This window comes from Streptomyces sp. NPDC015345, assembly GCF_043078805.1.
GTDB lineage: Bacteria > Actinomycetota > Actinomycetes > Streptomycetales > Streptomycetaceae > Streptomyces.
In genome coordinates this window covers 43239-56608 of the sequence record NZ_JBIBTX010000009.1, presented here as the reverse complement: position 1 = coordinate 56608, position 13370 = coordinate 43239, and the positions used below count along the sequence as shown (strand labels likewise).

The window sequence follows — 13370 nt, the reverse complement described above, 5'->3', positions numbered from 1 at the left end:
CTCGACTCCCGCGTAAGGGGCAACTAGCCTCTACGGTCATGACGACCGCACAGGACACCTGGACCCTCGACCAGACCTTCCCCAGCTCCTCGGGCACCGTCCGCTGGGCCGCGCTCGGCCCCGCCGACGCCCCGCCCGTCGTGCTGGTCCACGGCACCCCCTTCTCGTCGTACGTCTGGCGGGCCGTCGCCCGCTCCCTCGCGCGCGAACACCGCGTGTACGTCTGGGACCTGGCCGGATATGGCGCCTCGGAGATGCGGCAGGGGCAGGACGTCTCGCTCGCCGCGCAGGGCCGGGTCCTCACCGAGCTGCTCGGCCACTGGGGCCTGGCGCGGCCCGCCGTCCTCGCCCACGACTTCGGCGGCTGCGTGGCCCTGCGCGCGCACCTGCTGCACGGCGCCCGCTACGCCCGCCTCGCCCTCGTCGACCCCGTGGCCCTCGCCCCGTGGGGCACCGCCACCTACCGGCTCCTCGGCGCGCACGCCGAGGTCTTCGGGCAGCTGCCGGTCAATCTGCACGAGGCGCTCGTACGCGAGTACGTGAGCTCAGCGAGTCACCGCGGTCTGCATCCGGCCGTGCTCGACCGGCTCGTGGCACCCTGGTGCACGGCCGAGGGGCAACCCGCCTTCTACCGGCAGATCCAGCAGAACGACCAGCGGTACACCGATGAGATCCAGGGCAGGTACGGGGAGTTGGACCTGCCCGTACTGATCTGCTGGGGCGCCGACGACACCTGGCTCCCGGTGGCGCGCGGCCATGAGCTGGCCGCGGCGATCCCCGGCGCCGAGCTGCGCCTGATCGAGGGCGCGGGCCACCTCGTACAGGAGGACGCGCCCGCCGAACTCACCGGGGAGCTGGCCCGTTTCCTGCGGGCAGAGGCTTCCCCGCGTACAGACGGGTGACCGCGGCGGCGGCCCGGGCGAGTTCGTCGCGCACCTCGGGCGGCGAGAGCACCTCGACGTCGTCGGCGAACGGCAGCAGGGTCCGCGCCTCGCCCACGGCTTCGAAGGCGAGGGGGACCGTGAGCCACTCGCTCTCGCCGTCGTGGTCCGGCGGCAGCCGGGTGACCGACTTGCCGTTGATGCGCAGGAACAGGTCGTAGCGGGCGCGCCGCACCCGGACCGTCACCTTGAGGTCGCCCGGCCGGTTCTCCACCGCGTGCTTCAACACCGCCCACACGTCCGCCAGTTCGGCGTCCGGGCGGCGCCGCACCGGGGCGTCGGTGACGGCCGCCGAGCCAATCCGGTCGGCCCGGAAGAGGCGCGGCGTGCCGCGCCGGTCGGCGACCAGGTACCAGATGCCGGCCTTGCACACGAGGCCGTACGGGTCGACGGTGTACGTGCGCGCCTGCGCGGCGCCGCTGTGCCGGTAGCGCAGCCGCAGCCTGCGGTCGGCGAAGACCGCGTCCTGGAGCACCTCCAGGTCGACGGGCAGGGGCCCCTTCATCCAGCGCGAGGCGTCCACGAGGATGCGGCGGCTCGCCAACTCCGCGCCGGGCCGGTGCGGTTCGGGCAGCGCGGCCATGACCTTGCGCAGCGCGGAACCGAGCGCCTCGTCCAGGCCGAGCGCGGCGTGCGCGCCCTGCGCGGCGAGGACGAACAGAGCCCGTGACTCGTCGGCGGTCAGTCCCGTCACGTCGGTGCGGAACCCGGCGAGCAGTGCGATGCCGCCGTGCCGCCCGCGCTCGGCGTAGACCGGGACACCGGAGGCGGACAGGGCCTCGACGTCCCGGTAGATCGTGCGGACGGAGACTTCGAGACGGGCGGCCAGCTCGTGCGCGGGCACCCGGCCGCGCGTCTGGAGCAGCAGCAGGATCGAGAGCAGCCGGTCGGATTTCACGCGCACAAGGATCTCGTACGCCTGCCCGACCCGGGGGCCGCGGGAACCCGGAGGAGCCCTAGGAGAGCCGGGCCCGGGCGAGCTGGCGTGACTGGGCCACCAGCCGGTCCTCGCTGTCCCAGACCTCCGCGTCCTCCTCCAGGAAGCCGCCCGCGAGGTTCCGCGTGGTGATCGCGACGCGCAGCGGGCCGGGGGCGGGGCGGTGGCGGACGTGCACCGTGAGCTCCACGGTGGGCACCCAGCCGGTCAGTCCCATCTCGAAGGCGGTCGGCGGCAGCGCGTCCACCGCGAGCAGCAGCGACAGCGGGTCGGCGTCGCGGCCGTCCGCGAGGCCGAACCAGCCGCGCATCTCCCCCTTGCCGGACGGCTGCCCGAGCGCCCAGCCGAGCGTGGCGGGGTCGAGCTTCAGGAAGAGGCGGTCGGCGATGGCGGAACTGCCGGGCACCGGGCGGTGGTCGGGAGCGTCCTGCGCGCCGAAGCACTGGTCGAGCGGCGGGATCGCGGGCGGCTCGGCGGTGGTGCGGACGTCGTCGGGGAGCGCGTCGAGGTCTCCGTACGAGGCGAGCACGCGGATCCGCTCGACCTCGCGGCCCTCCTCGTCGTACTGGAAGAGGGAGGCCTGCCCGGTGGAGAGGGTCCGGCCGGCGCGCACCACGTCCGTGCGGATCACCGCGGGGCCGGGGGCCGAGGCGGTGAGGTAGTGCGCGGAGATGGTGAAGGGGTCGGCGTGCGGCAGCGCGTCGGCGAGGGCGCGGCCGAGGACGGCCAGGAGATAGCCGCCGTTGACGGCGTTGATGATCGTCCAGCCGGCGGAGAGCTCGGTGTCGTAGACGCCGGGCTCGCGCCGGGTGACCGCGGTGTCGCGGTCGAACTCGCTGTCGCCGATGCGCGCGGTCGTCGATGCGGGGAGTGAGGCTGCCGAGGGTGCCGATGCTGCCGTTGCCATGGCAGCAACGTACAACATTCGATTACTGAGCGGTAGCTTTTCCTCGCTACGGCGTCTACGGCGTCTCCTCGGCCTCCGCCTCGACCGCGGTCGACCGCCGGTTCCAGGCGCGCGGCGCCCGCCAGTGATAGCGCAGCGCCAGCAGCCGCAGGACGAACGTCGTCACGACGGCGAGGCCGCTGGTGAACGCCGTCAGCTCATCGAAGCGGATGCACAGGGCGACCATCGTCGCGCCCACGATGGCGGGCACGGCGTAGAGGTCGCGGTCCCAGCGGACCAGCGAGGGCACTTCGTTGGCGACGATGTCCCGCAGTACGCCGCCGCCCACCGCGGTCATCAGGCCGAGGGTGGCCGACGCGGTGAGGCCGAGGCCGTAGTCGTACGCCTTGGTGGTGCCCGCGACGCAGAAGAGGCCGAGCCCGGCGGCGTCGAAGACGTTCACCGCGAGCTGGGTGCGCTCCACCTCCGGGTGCAGGAAGAAGACCAGGGCCGCCGCGAACAGCGGGGTGATGAAGTACCCGAGGTCGGTGAAGGCGGCCGGCGGGACCGCCCCGATGACCAGGTCGCGGAAGAGTCCTCCGCCCAGCGCGGTGACCTCGGCGAGGACGGCGATGCCGAAGACGTCGAAGTTCTTGCGCACGGCGAGCAGCGCGCCGGAGATCGCGAAGACGAAGATCCCCACGATGTCGAGCGCGTGCTGGACGGAGGGGGTGAACAGATCCTGGAGCACGCGCCATTCTTACCCGCGCCCGGCCCGGCCCCGCCGCGGGCCTCACCCTCATTTGAGGGTTGGCCGCCCGTCGTCCCCGCTACAGCAGCAGGGACCGTCCGGAAAGTCTCACAAAGGACTTCAATGAGAAAGTTGAAGCACCGGTGACGAGAGGAGCGAGGCAGCCATGAAGTTCCTGCTGGAGGTCGACATGGGCGAGGACGCGTTCGAGGGGAAGGCGGCGGAGGAGCTCGGCCGGATCCTGCGGTACTGGGGCGGCAACCTCGGCCACTACGCGCTGACGCCCGGGGACGGCGAGAGCGTCCACGACTCGGCGTACCGAAAAGTGGGGCGCTGGACCGTCACGGAGTGACACGCACGAAGGGAGGGCACGCGCCCCTGCGCGTGCCCTCCTTTCACCACGACTACTTGTCGGCCTTCACCACGACTACTTGTCGGCCGGCTTGCCCGAGTCGGCCTTCTCCGTCGCCGCCGTCTCCTCGGCCTTGGCGACCACCGTCACCACCTCGATCGCCTCCTTGGCGGCCGAGAGCAGCGTGGTGTCCTCGGGCGCCTGGTCCGGCGCGTTCTCCGGGTGGTGGCACGCCACCTGGTGCCCGGAGGCGAGCGGGATCAGCGGCGGCTCCTTCGTCCTGCAGATCTCCGTCGCCTTCCAGCACCGCGTGTGGAAGCGGCAGCCGGAGGGCGGGTCGATCGGCGACGGGACGTCACCGCGGAGCAGGATGCGGTCGCTCTTGACGCCGCGCCGCTTGGGGTCGGGCACCGGCACCGCGGAGAGCAGCGCCTTGGTGTACGGGTGCATCGGCGTGGAGTAGAGGTCCTTGCGGTCCGCCAGCTCCACGATTTTGCCGAGGTACATCACCGCGATGCGGTCCGACACGTGCCGGATGACCGACAGGTCGTGCGCGATGATCACGTACGTCAGGCCCAGCTCGTCCTGAAGATCGTCCAGGAGGTTGACCACCTGGGCCTGGATGGAGACGTCCAGGGCCGAGACCGGCTCGTCCGCCACCACCAGCTTGGGCCGCAGGGCGAGCGCCCGCGCGATGCCGATGCGCTGGCGCTGGCCGCCGGAGAACTCGTGCGGGTAGCGGTTGTAGTGCTCGGGGCTGAGCCCGACCCGCTCCAGCATCTCCTGCACGGTCTTCTTCACGCCGCCCTCGGGCTTGACGCCCTGGAGCTTGAAGGGCGCGCCGACGATCGTGCCGATGGTGTGCCGCGGGTTCAGCGACGAGTACGGGTCCTGGAAGATCATCTGCACGTCACGGCGGAGCGGACGCATCCTGCCCGTGTTCAGGTGCGTGATGTCCGTGCCCTCGAACTCGACGCGGCCGCCGGTCGGTTCGAGCAGGCGGGTGATCAGCCGGCCCATCGTCGACTTGCCGCAGCCGGACTCGCCGACCACGCCGAGCGTCTCCCCGGGACGGACGTCGAAGGTCAGCCCGTCGACCGCCTGCACGGCCGCCACCTGGCGCTGGAGCAGCCCCTTCTTGATGGGAAAGTGCTTCACCAGGCCCTCGACCTTGAGCAGCGGCTCGGGCGAGCTCTTCGTCTGTGCCGGGCTCGTCATCTCCTGGCCCTCCGCCGTGTCCTTCGGGTCTTTCGCATCGTCTTTCACAGCTTCGGCGCAATCTCTTCGGTCCAGATCCGGGTGCGCTCGTCCTGCGACATATGGCAGGCGGAGTAGTGCCCGTCGGCCACAAGCCGCAGCTCGGGGCGCTCGCGGCGGGTGATCTGGTCCTTGGGGATGTCGGCGTAGGGGCAGCGCGGGTTGAAGGCGCAGCCGCTCGGCAGGTTGATCAGGCTGGGCGGCGAGCCCTTGACCGGGATGAGCCGCTCGGTCTCCTCGCGGTCGATGCGGGGCATCGAACCGAGCAGACCCCAGGTGTAGGGGTGCTGCGGCTCGTAGAAGACCTTCTCGGCGGTGCCGCGCTCGACGCACCGGCCGCCGTACATGACCAGCAGTTCGTCGGCCATCTCGGCGACGACGCCCAGGTCGTGCGTGATCATGATGACGGCGGAGCCGAACTCCTTCTGCAGATCCCGGATGAGGTCGAGGATCTGCGCCTGGACGGTGACGTCCAGGGCGGTGGTCGGCTCGTCGGCGATGAGCAGCTCGGGGTTGTTCACCAGCGCCATGGCGATCATCGCGCGCTGGCGCATGCCGCCCGAGAACTCGTGCGGGTAGCTGTCCACACGCTTGTCGGGCTGCGGGATCCCGACCCGGTCGAGCATCTCGATCGCGCGCTTGCGCGCGGTCTTCTTGTCGACGTCGTTGTGGACCCGGTACGCCTCGGTGATCTGCTTGCCGATGGAGAAGTACGGGTGCAGCGCGGAGAGCGGATCCTGGAAGATCATCGCCATCTCGCGGCCGCGCAGCTTGCGCACCTCGGCGGGGTCGGCGCCGAGCAGCTCCTTGCCGCCCAGCCAGATCTCGCCGGAGATCTGCGCCCTGCGGGCACCGTACTGGCCGGCGGTGTGCAGGCCGAGGATGCCGAGCGAGGTGACCGACTTGCCGGAGCCCGACTCGCCCACGATGCCGAGGGTCTTGCCCTTCTCCAGCGTGAAGTTCAGCCCGTCGACGGACTTGACCAGGCCGTCGTCGGTCGGGAAGTGCACCTTGAGGTCGCGCACCTCCAGGAAGGCGGAGGGAGCGGGCGAGTCGACGACGGGCTCGCCCACCGCGGCCCCGCTCTTGGACAGTTCGGTCATCCCAGCCTCACTCGCGGGTCGATGACGGCGTACATAAGGTCGACGACGAGGTTGGCCACGGCGATCGCGAGCGCCGCGCACAGGGTCACCCCGAGGATGACGGGCAGGTCCTTGCTGCTGATGGCCCTGACCGCCTCCAGGCCGAGCCCCGGCAGGTTGAACGTGGACTCGGTGAGCACGGCGCCGCCCATCAGGACACCGAGGTCGAGGCCGAAGACGGTGAGGATCGGCGTCATCGCGGAACGCAGCGCGTGCTTGCGGATGACGACGGACTCGCCGAGGCCCTTGGCGCGGGCGGTGCGGATGTAGTCCTCGCCCAGCACTTCCAGCATGGTGGCGCGGGTGAGCCGGGCGTACATCGCGGCGTTGAGGAAGGCGAGGACGATCCACGGCAGGATCAGCGTCTGGAGCCAGACGCCCGCCGAGTCGTCGGTGCTGAGGCTGTCCGCGATCTTGACCCAGCCCAGCTGGTGGACGAAGACGCCCATCGCGATCATGCCGGTGAAGAAGACGGGGAGCGAGACGCCGCCGAGCGCGGTGGTCATCGCGGCCCGGTCCCAGATGGTGCCCCGGCGCAGCGCGGAGATGACGCCGGTGGCGACACCGCCGGCGAGCCACAGCACGCACGCTCCGGCGGCGAGCGCGCCGGTGACGGGCAGGGCGTCCTTGAGGGTCTCCCAGACGGGGGCCTCGGTGCGGAAGGAGTAGCCGAAGCAGGGCGCCGGGCAGTGCGTGACGTCACTGCCGTTGACGTAGTCGCGCCCCATCGGGATGCCCTTGATGAAGTCCCAGAACTGGACGAGGAGGGGGTCGCTGAGCCCCAGTTTGGTCCGGATGCCCTCGATCTGCTCGGCACCGGTGGCCTTGCCGGCGAAGAGGACGGCGATGTCCTGTCCCGCCCACTTGGGCAGCATGAAGAAGACGGTGAAGGTCGCGAGCAGTACGACCAGCACCATGATGACGACGGCGATCAGGCGCCGGATGAGATAAGCAAGCACTGTGCGCGGCCCGGCGGCGGCCAGCACCCCCTTGTGGGGAGTCCTGGCCGCCGCCCGGGGCCATCACCTGCCCTTCGGACTGGCGGGATTCGGCGGCGGTGGGACAATCAACTGCTTTTGCTGCGGCGGGTGTTGCCGGGTGCTACTTCTTGACGCCGAGCGAGACGTAGTCGTAACGGCCGTTGTAGCCGTCGGACATGTAGGCGTTGGTCAGCCGCGGTCCGCGCCAGGTGATGTTCTTCTCGTAGAGGAAGGGCATCCAGTCGGCGTTGTCGAGGATCCGCTTGTCGAGTTCCTTGTAGATCTCGCCGGCCTTGGCCGGGTCGGTCTCGGCGATCGCCTTGTCGAAGAGCGCGTCGACCTTCTTGTCCTTGATCTGGGACTCGTTGTAGTTGCCGGTCGGGTTCAGGAAGCGGCTGTCGAACAGCGGCTGCGCGTAGCCCTGGCCGGAGGGGAAGTCCGGGCCCCAGCCGCTCATCGTCATGCCGTAGCCGCGCTTCTTCACGACGGACGGCGAGCCGGTGATGCTGGAGGTGTCGGCGCCGTCGAGGGAGTCGACCTGGACCTTGATGCCGACCTTGCCGAGCTGCTCCTGGAGCGCCTCGGCGGCGTCGACCTCACCCGGGTTGTTGTTGCGGGCGGTGAGCTTGGTGCTGAAGCCGTTCGGCTTGTCGCACTTCTTCAGCTCCTCCTTGGCCTTGGCGGCGTCGGGCTTGCCCTTGCGCGCCAGGACACCGTACGGGTCGTAGTCGCTGTAGCCGGGGATCGCCTTGGGGAACGTGCTGTTGGCGATGTCACCGGCGGCGACCTTGCCGCCTCGGGTCTGCTGGAGGCTCGCGAAGTCGGTGGCGTAGAACACGGCCTTGCGGCAGTGGACGTTGTCGAAGGGCTTCGCGGTGTGGACCAGGGCGACGTAGCGCACGAAGGACGTGTGCATGTTGTCGACGCTGTCGCGGTGCTTCTGCACGGCGGTGACACGGCCGGACTGGGTCATGCCCGTGCCGTTCATGTCGAGGTCGTAGTCACCCGCCATCAGCTTCTTGTCGTTCTCCTCCAGGTTGGCGGAGATCGTCACGTCGACCTTGTCGGGCAGCGCCGCGCGGATCGGGTCCGAGGACTTCTTCCAGTTCTCGTTGCGCACCAGGACGATCTTCTTGCCGGCCTTGTACTGCTGGAACTTGTACGGGCCGGACGAGAAGGGCCGCTGGGTGTACTTGGCCTTGGTGTCCTTGGACTCCTTCACCGGGGAGCCGGTCGGCATCGCGAGGAACTGCTCGAAGTCGCCGTTGCGCTTGGGCAGTTTGAAGATGATGGTCTGGTCGTCGGGCGTCTGGATCGCGTCCAGGCCCTTCTTCGACGTGTCCTTGTACGGGCCCTTGTACTTGCCCTTGGGGTCGAGCGTCTGCTTGATGTAGCCGGGGCCACCGGTGATGGTGTCCGTCGCCCACACGCGCTCGATGCCGTACTTGATGTCCTGGGCGGTCAGCTTGGAGCCGTCCTCCCAGGTCAGACCATCACGCAGCTTGTACGTGTAGGTCTTGCCGTCGTCCGAGATCTTCGCGGTGGAGGTGGCGAGGTCCGGGACCAGCTTCGTGCCCGCCTTGCCCGGCTTGGTGTCGTACGTCACCAGCTGGCGGGTGTAGAAGCGCATGAAGTCCCAGGACATGCCGTAGTAGGCACGCTGGGGGTCGGCCGAGTCGAGGTCCTGCTTGCCGACCATCCTCAGCGTGCCCCCCTTCTCCTTGGACGGGTTGGCAACCTTGTTGAACGCCGCGTTGTAACCGGCACCCTTCGAGTCGCCTCCGTCACCGTCACCGCCGCCGCACGCCGTGGTGGTCACCAGCGCCGCGACCACGAGGGCCGCGCCGGCGGCGAGCCGTCGTTTCGAGGAAACTGTGGGCATTTTCTCGTAACCTCCGAGATTCGCGGTCCTTGGCCTTGAACTGCCGGAGAACCATGGTGAGAGCCACCTGACATGCGGCAGGGGCAAGTCGGTCGGGGACTTCTAGCGCGTCCCCTTCGGGTCGAGCGCGTCGCGCAGCCCGTCGCCGAAGAGGTTGAAGGCCAGCACCGTGATGAAGATCGTCACGCCGGGGAAGACCATGAACATCGGGTCGTGCTCGTACGTCTCCAGCGCGTCGCGCAGCATGCCGCCCCACGAGGCCGTCGGCGGCCGGACACCGGCGCCGAGGAAGCTGAGGGCCGCCTCCGTGAGGATGTTGGTCGGGATCATCAGCGTCGCGTAGACGGTGATCGGGGCGACCAGGTTGGGCAGCAGCTCGCGGAAGAGGATGTGGCGCTTTCCGCCGCCGAGGCTGCGGGCCGCTTCCACGTACTCGCGCTCACGGAGCGAAAGGGTCTGCCCCCTGACGATACGTCCGACATAGGGCCAGCCGAAGAAGCCGATGACCAGCACGAGGATCGCGACGCGCACGCTGGAGCCGGTCAGGCCCAGCAGGTCGTCGGGGAGCACGGAGACGAGGGAGATGATGAAGAGCAGCTGCGGGAAGGAGAGCAGCACGTCCATCACGCGGCTGATCAGGGCGTCGACCCAGCCGCCGAAGTAGCCGGCGATGATCCCGAAGAGCGTGCCGAGCACCACGGCGACGATGGCGGCGAGGAACGCCACCAGGAGCGAGATCCGCGCGCCGTAGACGATGCGGCTGAAGACGTCGCGGCCCTTGTTGGGCTCGACCCCGAAGAGGAAGTCGCTGCTCATGCCGCCGAGCGCGCCCTTGGGGAGGTTGGTCAGCTCGTCGAGCTCGTCCTGGTGGAAGTCGTTGGGCGGGTGGCCGAGGAGGCTCACGATCAGGGGCGCGAAGACGGCGACCAGGACCAGGAGGACCACCGTGATGCCGCCCGCGAGGGCGACCTTGTCCCGCTTCAGGCGATTCCAGGCGATCTGCTTGAGGGACCGCCCCTCGACCTTCTTCACCCCTGCATCAACTGCGGGAGCGACGTCCTCGGTCGGGTCCGCGTCCGCAGGTGTGTCATGCAATGGTGCCGTCATCGTGGCAGGGACCCCTCTCAACCGGTGGTGACCGGCCCGCACTTGCCGCTGTAGCGACGTGATCAGTCCGTCGTACGCAGGGGCGAAGGCCCCTTGGAGCGGGAGTCTTCATCCACGTTGTGATCTGTTACCAGACTTGACGGGGAAAGGATGCGCAACCGTGATGCTGATCGAGGTGTTCCGTTATGCGGACGCGAGTGAACGAGGGGCGAACACGGGGCAGTTGGGGCGCAAGGCGGCACGGGAGCCTATAGGGCCCCACCCCCATCAGAACGGTCATCGTGTCCGTTCCCGCTGTTCAGTGCCGTTCAGTTGCTGTTCAGTACCGCGCGGGGTAGCCGTACCCGCCGGCCGGGGCGGGCGCGGCCTGGGCCTCGCGGTCGTAGAACGGCCGGGCGCTGGCCCGCAGCCACATGGCGACCGGGTCATGGTCGTCGGACATCGCGACCGTCGACACGGGCAGGCCCTCGGGGACGGCGGAGATGGACTGCTGCATCATCGTGCGCACCGCGTCGACCGACGGCGGTGACGTGTCGTACACGTCGAGGCCGATGGCCAGATAGGGCGCCCCGAGCGCGGGCTGCACCCAGGCGCGGCGCAGTGAGCGCACGACGGGGGTGCGGTGCGCGTTCTGCGTCAACAGGGCGTAGAACTGGGGGATCTCGATGTTCGGCTCGGTCAGCCTGAGCGGTCCCGCGGGCAGCAGGTCGAGGCCCGAGGCGATACGGCGCAGATCCAGCCACGGGATGCCGACGCCGCCGCCGGGGGCGTGCGGATTGAGCCACAGGCCGTAGTGGTCCGGGTACAGGGTGCGGGCGACGTCGATACCGCGCACGACCTCGTAAGAGCGGTTCCAGCCGCTGGCGGACAGCTCCTGGGCGGAGGTCACGCAGGGGGCGTAGCCGAGGCCCTCGACCTCCATGTTCCCGTACTGGGCGTCGGGGGAGCCGGCCTGGCCGTGCCAGAGCAGCATCCACAGCTGCTCGGCGGCGAGCGCGCGCAGCAGTGCCTCGTACGCGTCGTAACGCCCGGGCGTCACTTGGCGCAGCAGCTGCTCGACCTGTCCTCCCGGTCTCGGCTGTGCTCGGCCAGGGGAGACCCCATCGCCCGCGGCCGTGCCCGACGCACTCACCCGTAACCGCCCCTTCACGCCGAACCCGACGACTCGATCAATCCCATGGACCCGCCCTGCCCTGCCCTGACGGACCCGGTCCTGGAACCAGCTTAAGCGTCGATCCCCGCCCGGACTTGACGTACGCGACGTCGAGCGTCGCGACCCCCTTGGACTCGGGCCCCGCGACTCAGGCCCCCCGGAGGTAGAACGGCCGCACCTTCGCGCGGAGCCAGTCCGCCACCGGGTCCTGGGCCACGTCGAGCAGGACGAGGTTGACCGGCCAGGGGACCGGGACCAGGGTCAGGGCGCGACCGAGGGCCTGCATCGGGAGGTCGCGGGCGTCGCCCTCCCAGGTGGCCAGTTCGACGCCGACGAAGAGGGTCGGATCGTCCGTCTCGATGGCGGCCAGGCAGCGGCGCGCGGTGAGCACGATGCCCGCCGCCTCGAATTCACGGCCCGCGGCGGCCAGGAAGTCCACCGGGTCCTCCTGCCAGTCCGGCTCGAAGAGGCGGACCCGGCCGCCGGTGGTGGGCCCGTCCAGCGGGGTGCGGCCGGCCCGGCACAGCTCGGCCACGGCGGGCGGCGGCAGGGGGACGCCGACGGTGCCGTCCGGGTTCAGCACGATGCCCAGCTGCGGCGGAAGGCCCCGCGCGAACTCCACGGCGGGCGCCACCGTGCACCCCATGCGGTCGGCCGCGCCGCCGAGCGCCTGGCGGAACTGCTCCTCGGAGGTGAAGACGGGGACGTACGCCTGTCCGTCGATCTCCAGGGTCGGCAGGTCGAGGGTGCCACTTTCCGGGCCGCCGCCGTTGGGCAGCGGGATCCAGAGCCGGCTGCGGCCCAGCACCTCGACTATGCGGGCACCCGCCGAGGCGGGGGCGCCGAGCGAGGCCGCGAGGACCTGCTCCAGTTCGTTGCCCGGCCATCCGCCGTACGGATGGGCGTGTGCCTGCGCCGGAAAGTCCATCTGTCCCAACCCCTGCTCGCGACCGCTCTGCCTGCGGCTCGCACCCTAACGCCGCTGGTCCTCAGCGGTCGAAGGCGATCTCCCGCAGCACCTGCGCCGCCGCGCGGTCGAGCAGCACCGCGGAGCCGCAGCCACGCGGCAGGTCGCCCCGCTCGGCGGCCGCCACGAGCCGCGAGATCACTCTGCGGTGCCGGGCGAAGGCGTACCGCGAGACGCCGCGGCCGCGCTCGCGCTGGCCCTGGAGCGCGGTGTCGGCGGGGACGTCGAGGAGCAGCAGATGCAGCGTCCCGCCGCGCCGCAGGGCCTCCCGGGCGAGCCAGCGGCGCACCCACGCCTGGGTGCCGCAGTCGTGCACGACGACGCCGGCGCCGGAGCGCAGGATCCGGCGAAGGCCCGCGTAGTGCGCGAGGCGGACCACGGGGCGGTAGACCGCGTACGGCAGCAGCCGCGGCATGCGGGCCGCCCAGCGGTCGCGGGTGTCCTGGGAGTCGACGCGGTTGCCGCTGACGGCCTGCCGCATCAGCGTCGACTTTCCGCCACCGGGCAGCCCGGAGACGACGACCAGGTCGCCCTCGGCGAAGGTGAGGCGGCGCGGGCTGTGCCCGGCCCGCTGCCGCAGATCGCGGACGACGGCCACGGGGAGCGGACCGCAGCCCTCCCGGAGCGGGGCGGCAGCCTGCTTCGGCAGCGCCACCCCCGTGGTAGTGGCGTAGACACTCGTCCTGCTGCGCACCGTGATCGGCCTCCCCATAGCGGTCACGTACTGCTTTCCCCGGCAAGTGTAAAGAGAAGGTAATGCGGCACAAGAGGATTACTCGACCACGCGTCCCCCCTGGCCACGGTCGCGTGCAATGATGTGCGCGCCAACTCCATACCGGCCGTTTGAATCCGCGCGGGAGAGTTCCCGGACCAGCATGTATGGGTTCGGGGCGCCGAAGGAGCAAGTCCCTCCCTTGAATCTCTCAGGCCCCGTACCGCGCGGGCGAGGCACATCTGAAAAGCGGGCCGGCAGCCGTCGGTCCCACCCAAGGTGCAAGCCGTGCGTCCCATATGC

General features: G+C 70.2%; 13 protein-coding genes and 1 riboswitch. Of the genes, 2 read left to right on the top strand and 11 right to left on the bottom strand.

What is annotated here, in order from left to right; genetic code table 11:
• Positions 1-38: 38 nt before the first annotated feature.
• Positions 39-902: an alpha/beta fold hydrolase gene (locus ACF062_RS31655; RefSeq protein ID WP_392143067.1), complete on the top strand. Its 864-nt coding sequence runs from the start codon at positions 39-41 to the stop codon at positions 900-902.
• On the opposite strand, the gene ACF062_RS31650 is transcribed toward ACF062_RS31655, so the two are convergent.
• The 3 genes from ACF062_RS31650 to ACF062_RS31640 are packed head-to-tail and all read right to left on the bottom strand — an operon-like array spanning position 844 to position 3515.
• Complete coding sequence (locus tag ACF062_RS31650; RefSeq protein ID WP_392143066.1) at positions 844-1839, bottom strand: helix-turn-helix transcriptional regulator; 996 nt, start codon at positions 1837-1839, stop codon at positions 844-846. The two genes, ACF062_RS31655 and ACF062_RS31650, sit on opposite strands and share 59 nt — an antisense overlap.
• 58 nt (positions 1840-1897) lie before the next feature.
• On the bottom strand, positions 1898-2785 hold the full coding sequence (locus ACF062_RS31645) for a thioesterase family protein (RefSeq protein ID WP_392143065.1): 888 nt from the start codon (positions 2783-2785) through the stop codon (positions 1898-1900).
• Positions 2786-2840: 55 nt separating this feature from the next.
• The gene (locus tag ACF062_RS31640) at positions 2841-3515 is read right to left on the bottom strand and encodes a trimeric intracellular cation channel family protein (protein ID WP_392143064.1); all 675 of its coding nucleotides are present in this window, start codon (positions 3513-3515) and stop codon (positions 2841-2843) included.
• 166 nt (positions 3516-3681) lie between these two features.
• On the opposite strand from ACF062_RS31640, the gene ACF062_RS31635 reads away from it, so the two are divergent.
• On the top strand, positions 3682-3867 hold the full coding sequence (locus ACF062_RS31635) for a hypothetical protein (RefSeq protein ID WP_392143063.1): 186 nt from the start codon (positions 3682-3684) through the stop codon (positions 3865-3867).
• A gap of 75 nt (positions 3868-3942) precedes the next feature.
• On the opposite strand, the gene ACF062_RS31630 is transcribed toward ACF062_RS31635, so the two are convergent.
• From ACF062_RS31630 to ACF062_RS31595, 8 genes are all read right to left on the bottom strand, one after another.
• Positions 3943-5085, bottom strand: a complete 1143-nt coding sequence (locus ACF062_RS31630) for an ABC transporter ATP-binding protein (RefSeq protein ID WP_392143062.1) — start codon at positions 5083-5085, stop codon at positions 3943-3945.
• Between the two features lie 44 nt (positions 5086-5129).
• Positions 5130-6227 (bottom strand): ABC transporter ATP-binding protein, encoded by a 1098-nt coding sequence (locus ACF062_RS31625; protein ID WP_320589875.1) that lies wholly within the window; start codon positions 6225-6227, stop codon positions 5130-5132.
• Positions 6224-7225, bottom strand: a complete 1002-nt coding sequence (locus tag ACF062_RS31620; protein WP_223776898.1) for an ABC transporter permease — start codon at positions 7223-7225, stop codon at positions 6224-6226. The genes ACF062_RS31625 and ACF062_RS31620 overlap by 4 nt, the downstream gene beginning before the upstream one ends.
• 142 nt (positions 7226-7367) lie before the next feature.
• Positions 7368-9128, bottom strand: a complete 1761-nt coding sequence (locus ACF062_RS31615) for an ABC transporter substrate-binding protein (protein WP_392143061.1) — start codon at positions 9126-9128, stop codon at positions 7368-7370.
• 102 nt (positions 9129-9230) lie between these two features.
• On the bottom strand, positions 9231-10235 hold the full coding sequence (locus ACF062_RS31610; RefSeq protein ID WP_223776896.1) for an ABC transporter permease: 1005 nt from the start codon (positions 10233-10235) through the stop codon (positions 9231-9233).
• Between the two features lie 319 nt (positions 10236-10554).
• Entirely contained in the window at positions 10555-11367 is an 813-nt protein-coding gene (locus ACF062_RS31605; RefSeq protein WP_392143060.1) for an enhanced serine sensitivity protein SseB C-terminal domain-containing protein, read from the bottom strand.
• A gap of 169 nt (positions 11368-11536) precedes the next feature.
• On the bottom strand, positions 11537-12316 hold the full coding sequence (locus tag ACF062_RS31600) for an enhanced serine sensitivity protein SseB (protein WP_392143059.1): 780 nt from the start codon (positions 12314-12316) through the stop codon (positions 11537-11539).
• Positions 12317-12377: 61 nt separating this feature from the next.
• Positions 12378-13067 (bottom strand): AAA family ATPase, encoded by a 690-nt coding sequence (locus ACF062_RS31595; protein WP_392143250.1) that lies wholly within the window; start codon positions 13065-13067, stop codon positions 12378-12380.
• A 132-nt stretch (positions 13068-13199) separates the two neighbouring features.
• Positions 13200-13303: riboswitch (glycine riboswitch) on the top strand.
• The last annotated feature ends 67 nt before the right edge of the window (positions 13304-13370 follow it).

What these genes read in the sequence shown, in the direction of transcription:
- ACF062_RS31655 (WP_392143067.1), top strand. Translation starts at nt 39, where the DNA reads ATGACGACCGCACAGGACACCTGGACCCTCGACCAGACCTTCCCCAGC.
- ACF062_RS31645 (WP_392143065.1), bottom strand. Translation starts at nt 2,785, where the DNA reads ATGGCAACGGCAGCATCGGCACCCTCGGCAGCCTCACTCCCCGCATCG.
- ACF062_RS31635 (WP_392143063.1), top strand. Translation starts at nt 3,682, where the DNA reads ATGAAGTTCCTGCTGGAGGTCGACATGGGCGAGGACGCGTTCGAGGGG.
- ACF062_RS31630 (WP_392143062.1), bottom strand. Translation starts at nt 5,085, where the DNA reads ATGACGAGCCCGGCACAGACGAAGAGCTCGCCCGAGCCGCTGCTCAAG.
- ACF062_RS31625 (WP_320589875.1), bottom strand. Translation starts at nt 6,227, where the DNA reads ATGACCGAACTGTCCAAGAGCGGGGCCGCGGTGGGCGAGCCCGTCGTC.
- ACF062_RS31615 (WP_392143061.1), bottom strand. Translation starts at nt 9,128, where the DNA reads ATGCCCACAGTTTCCTCGAAACGACGGCTCGCCGCCGGCGCGGCCCTC.
- ACF062_RS31610 (WP_223776896.1), bottom strand. Translation starts at nt 10,235, where the DNA reads ATGACGGCACCATTGCATGACACACCTGCGGACGCGGACCCGACCGAG.
- ACF062_RS31600 (WP_392143059.1), bottom strand. Translation starts at nt 12,316, where the DNA reads ATGGACTTTCCGGCGCAGGCACACGCCCATCCGTACGGCGGATGGCCG.
- ACF062_RS31595 (WP_392143250.1), bottom strand. Translation starts at nt 13,067, where the DNA reads ATGGGGAGGCCGATCACGGTGCGCAGCAGGACGAGTGTCTACGCCACT.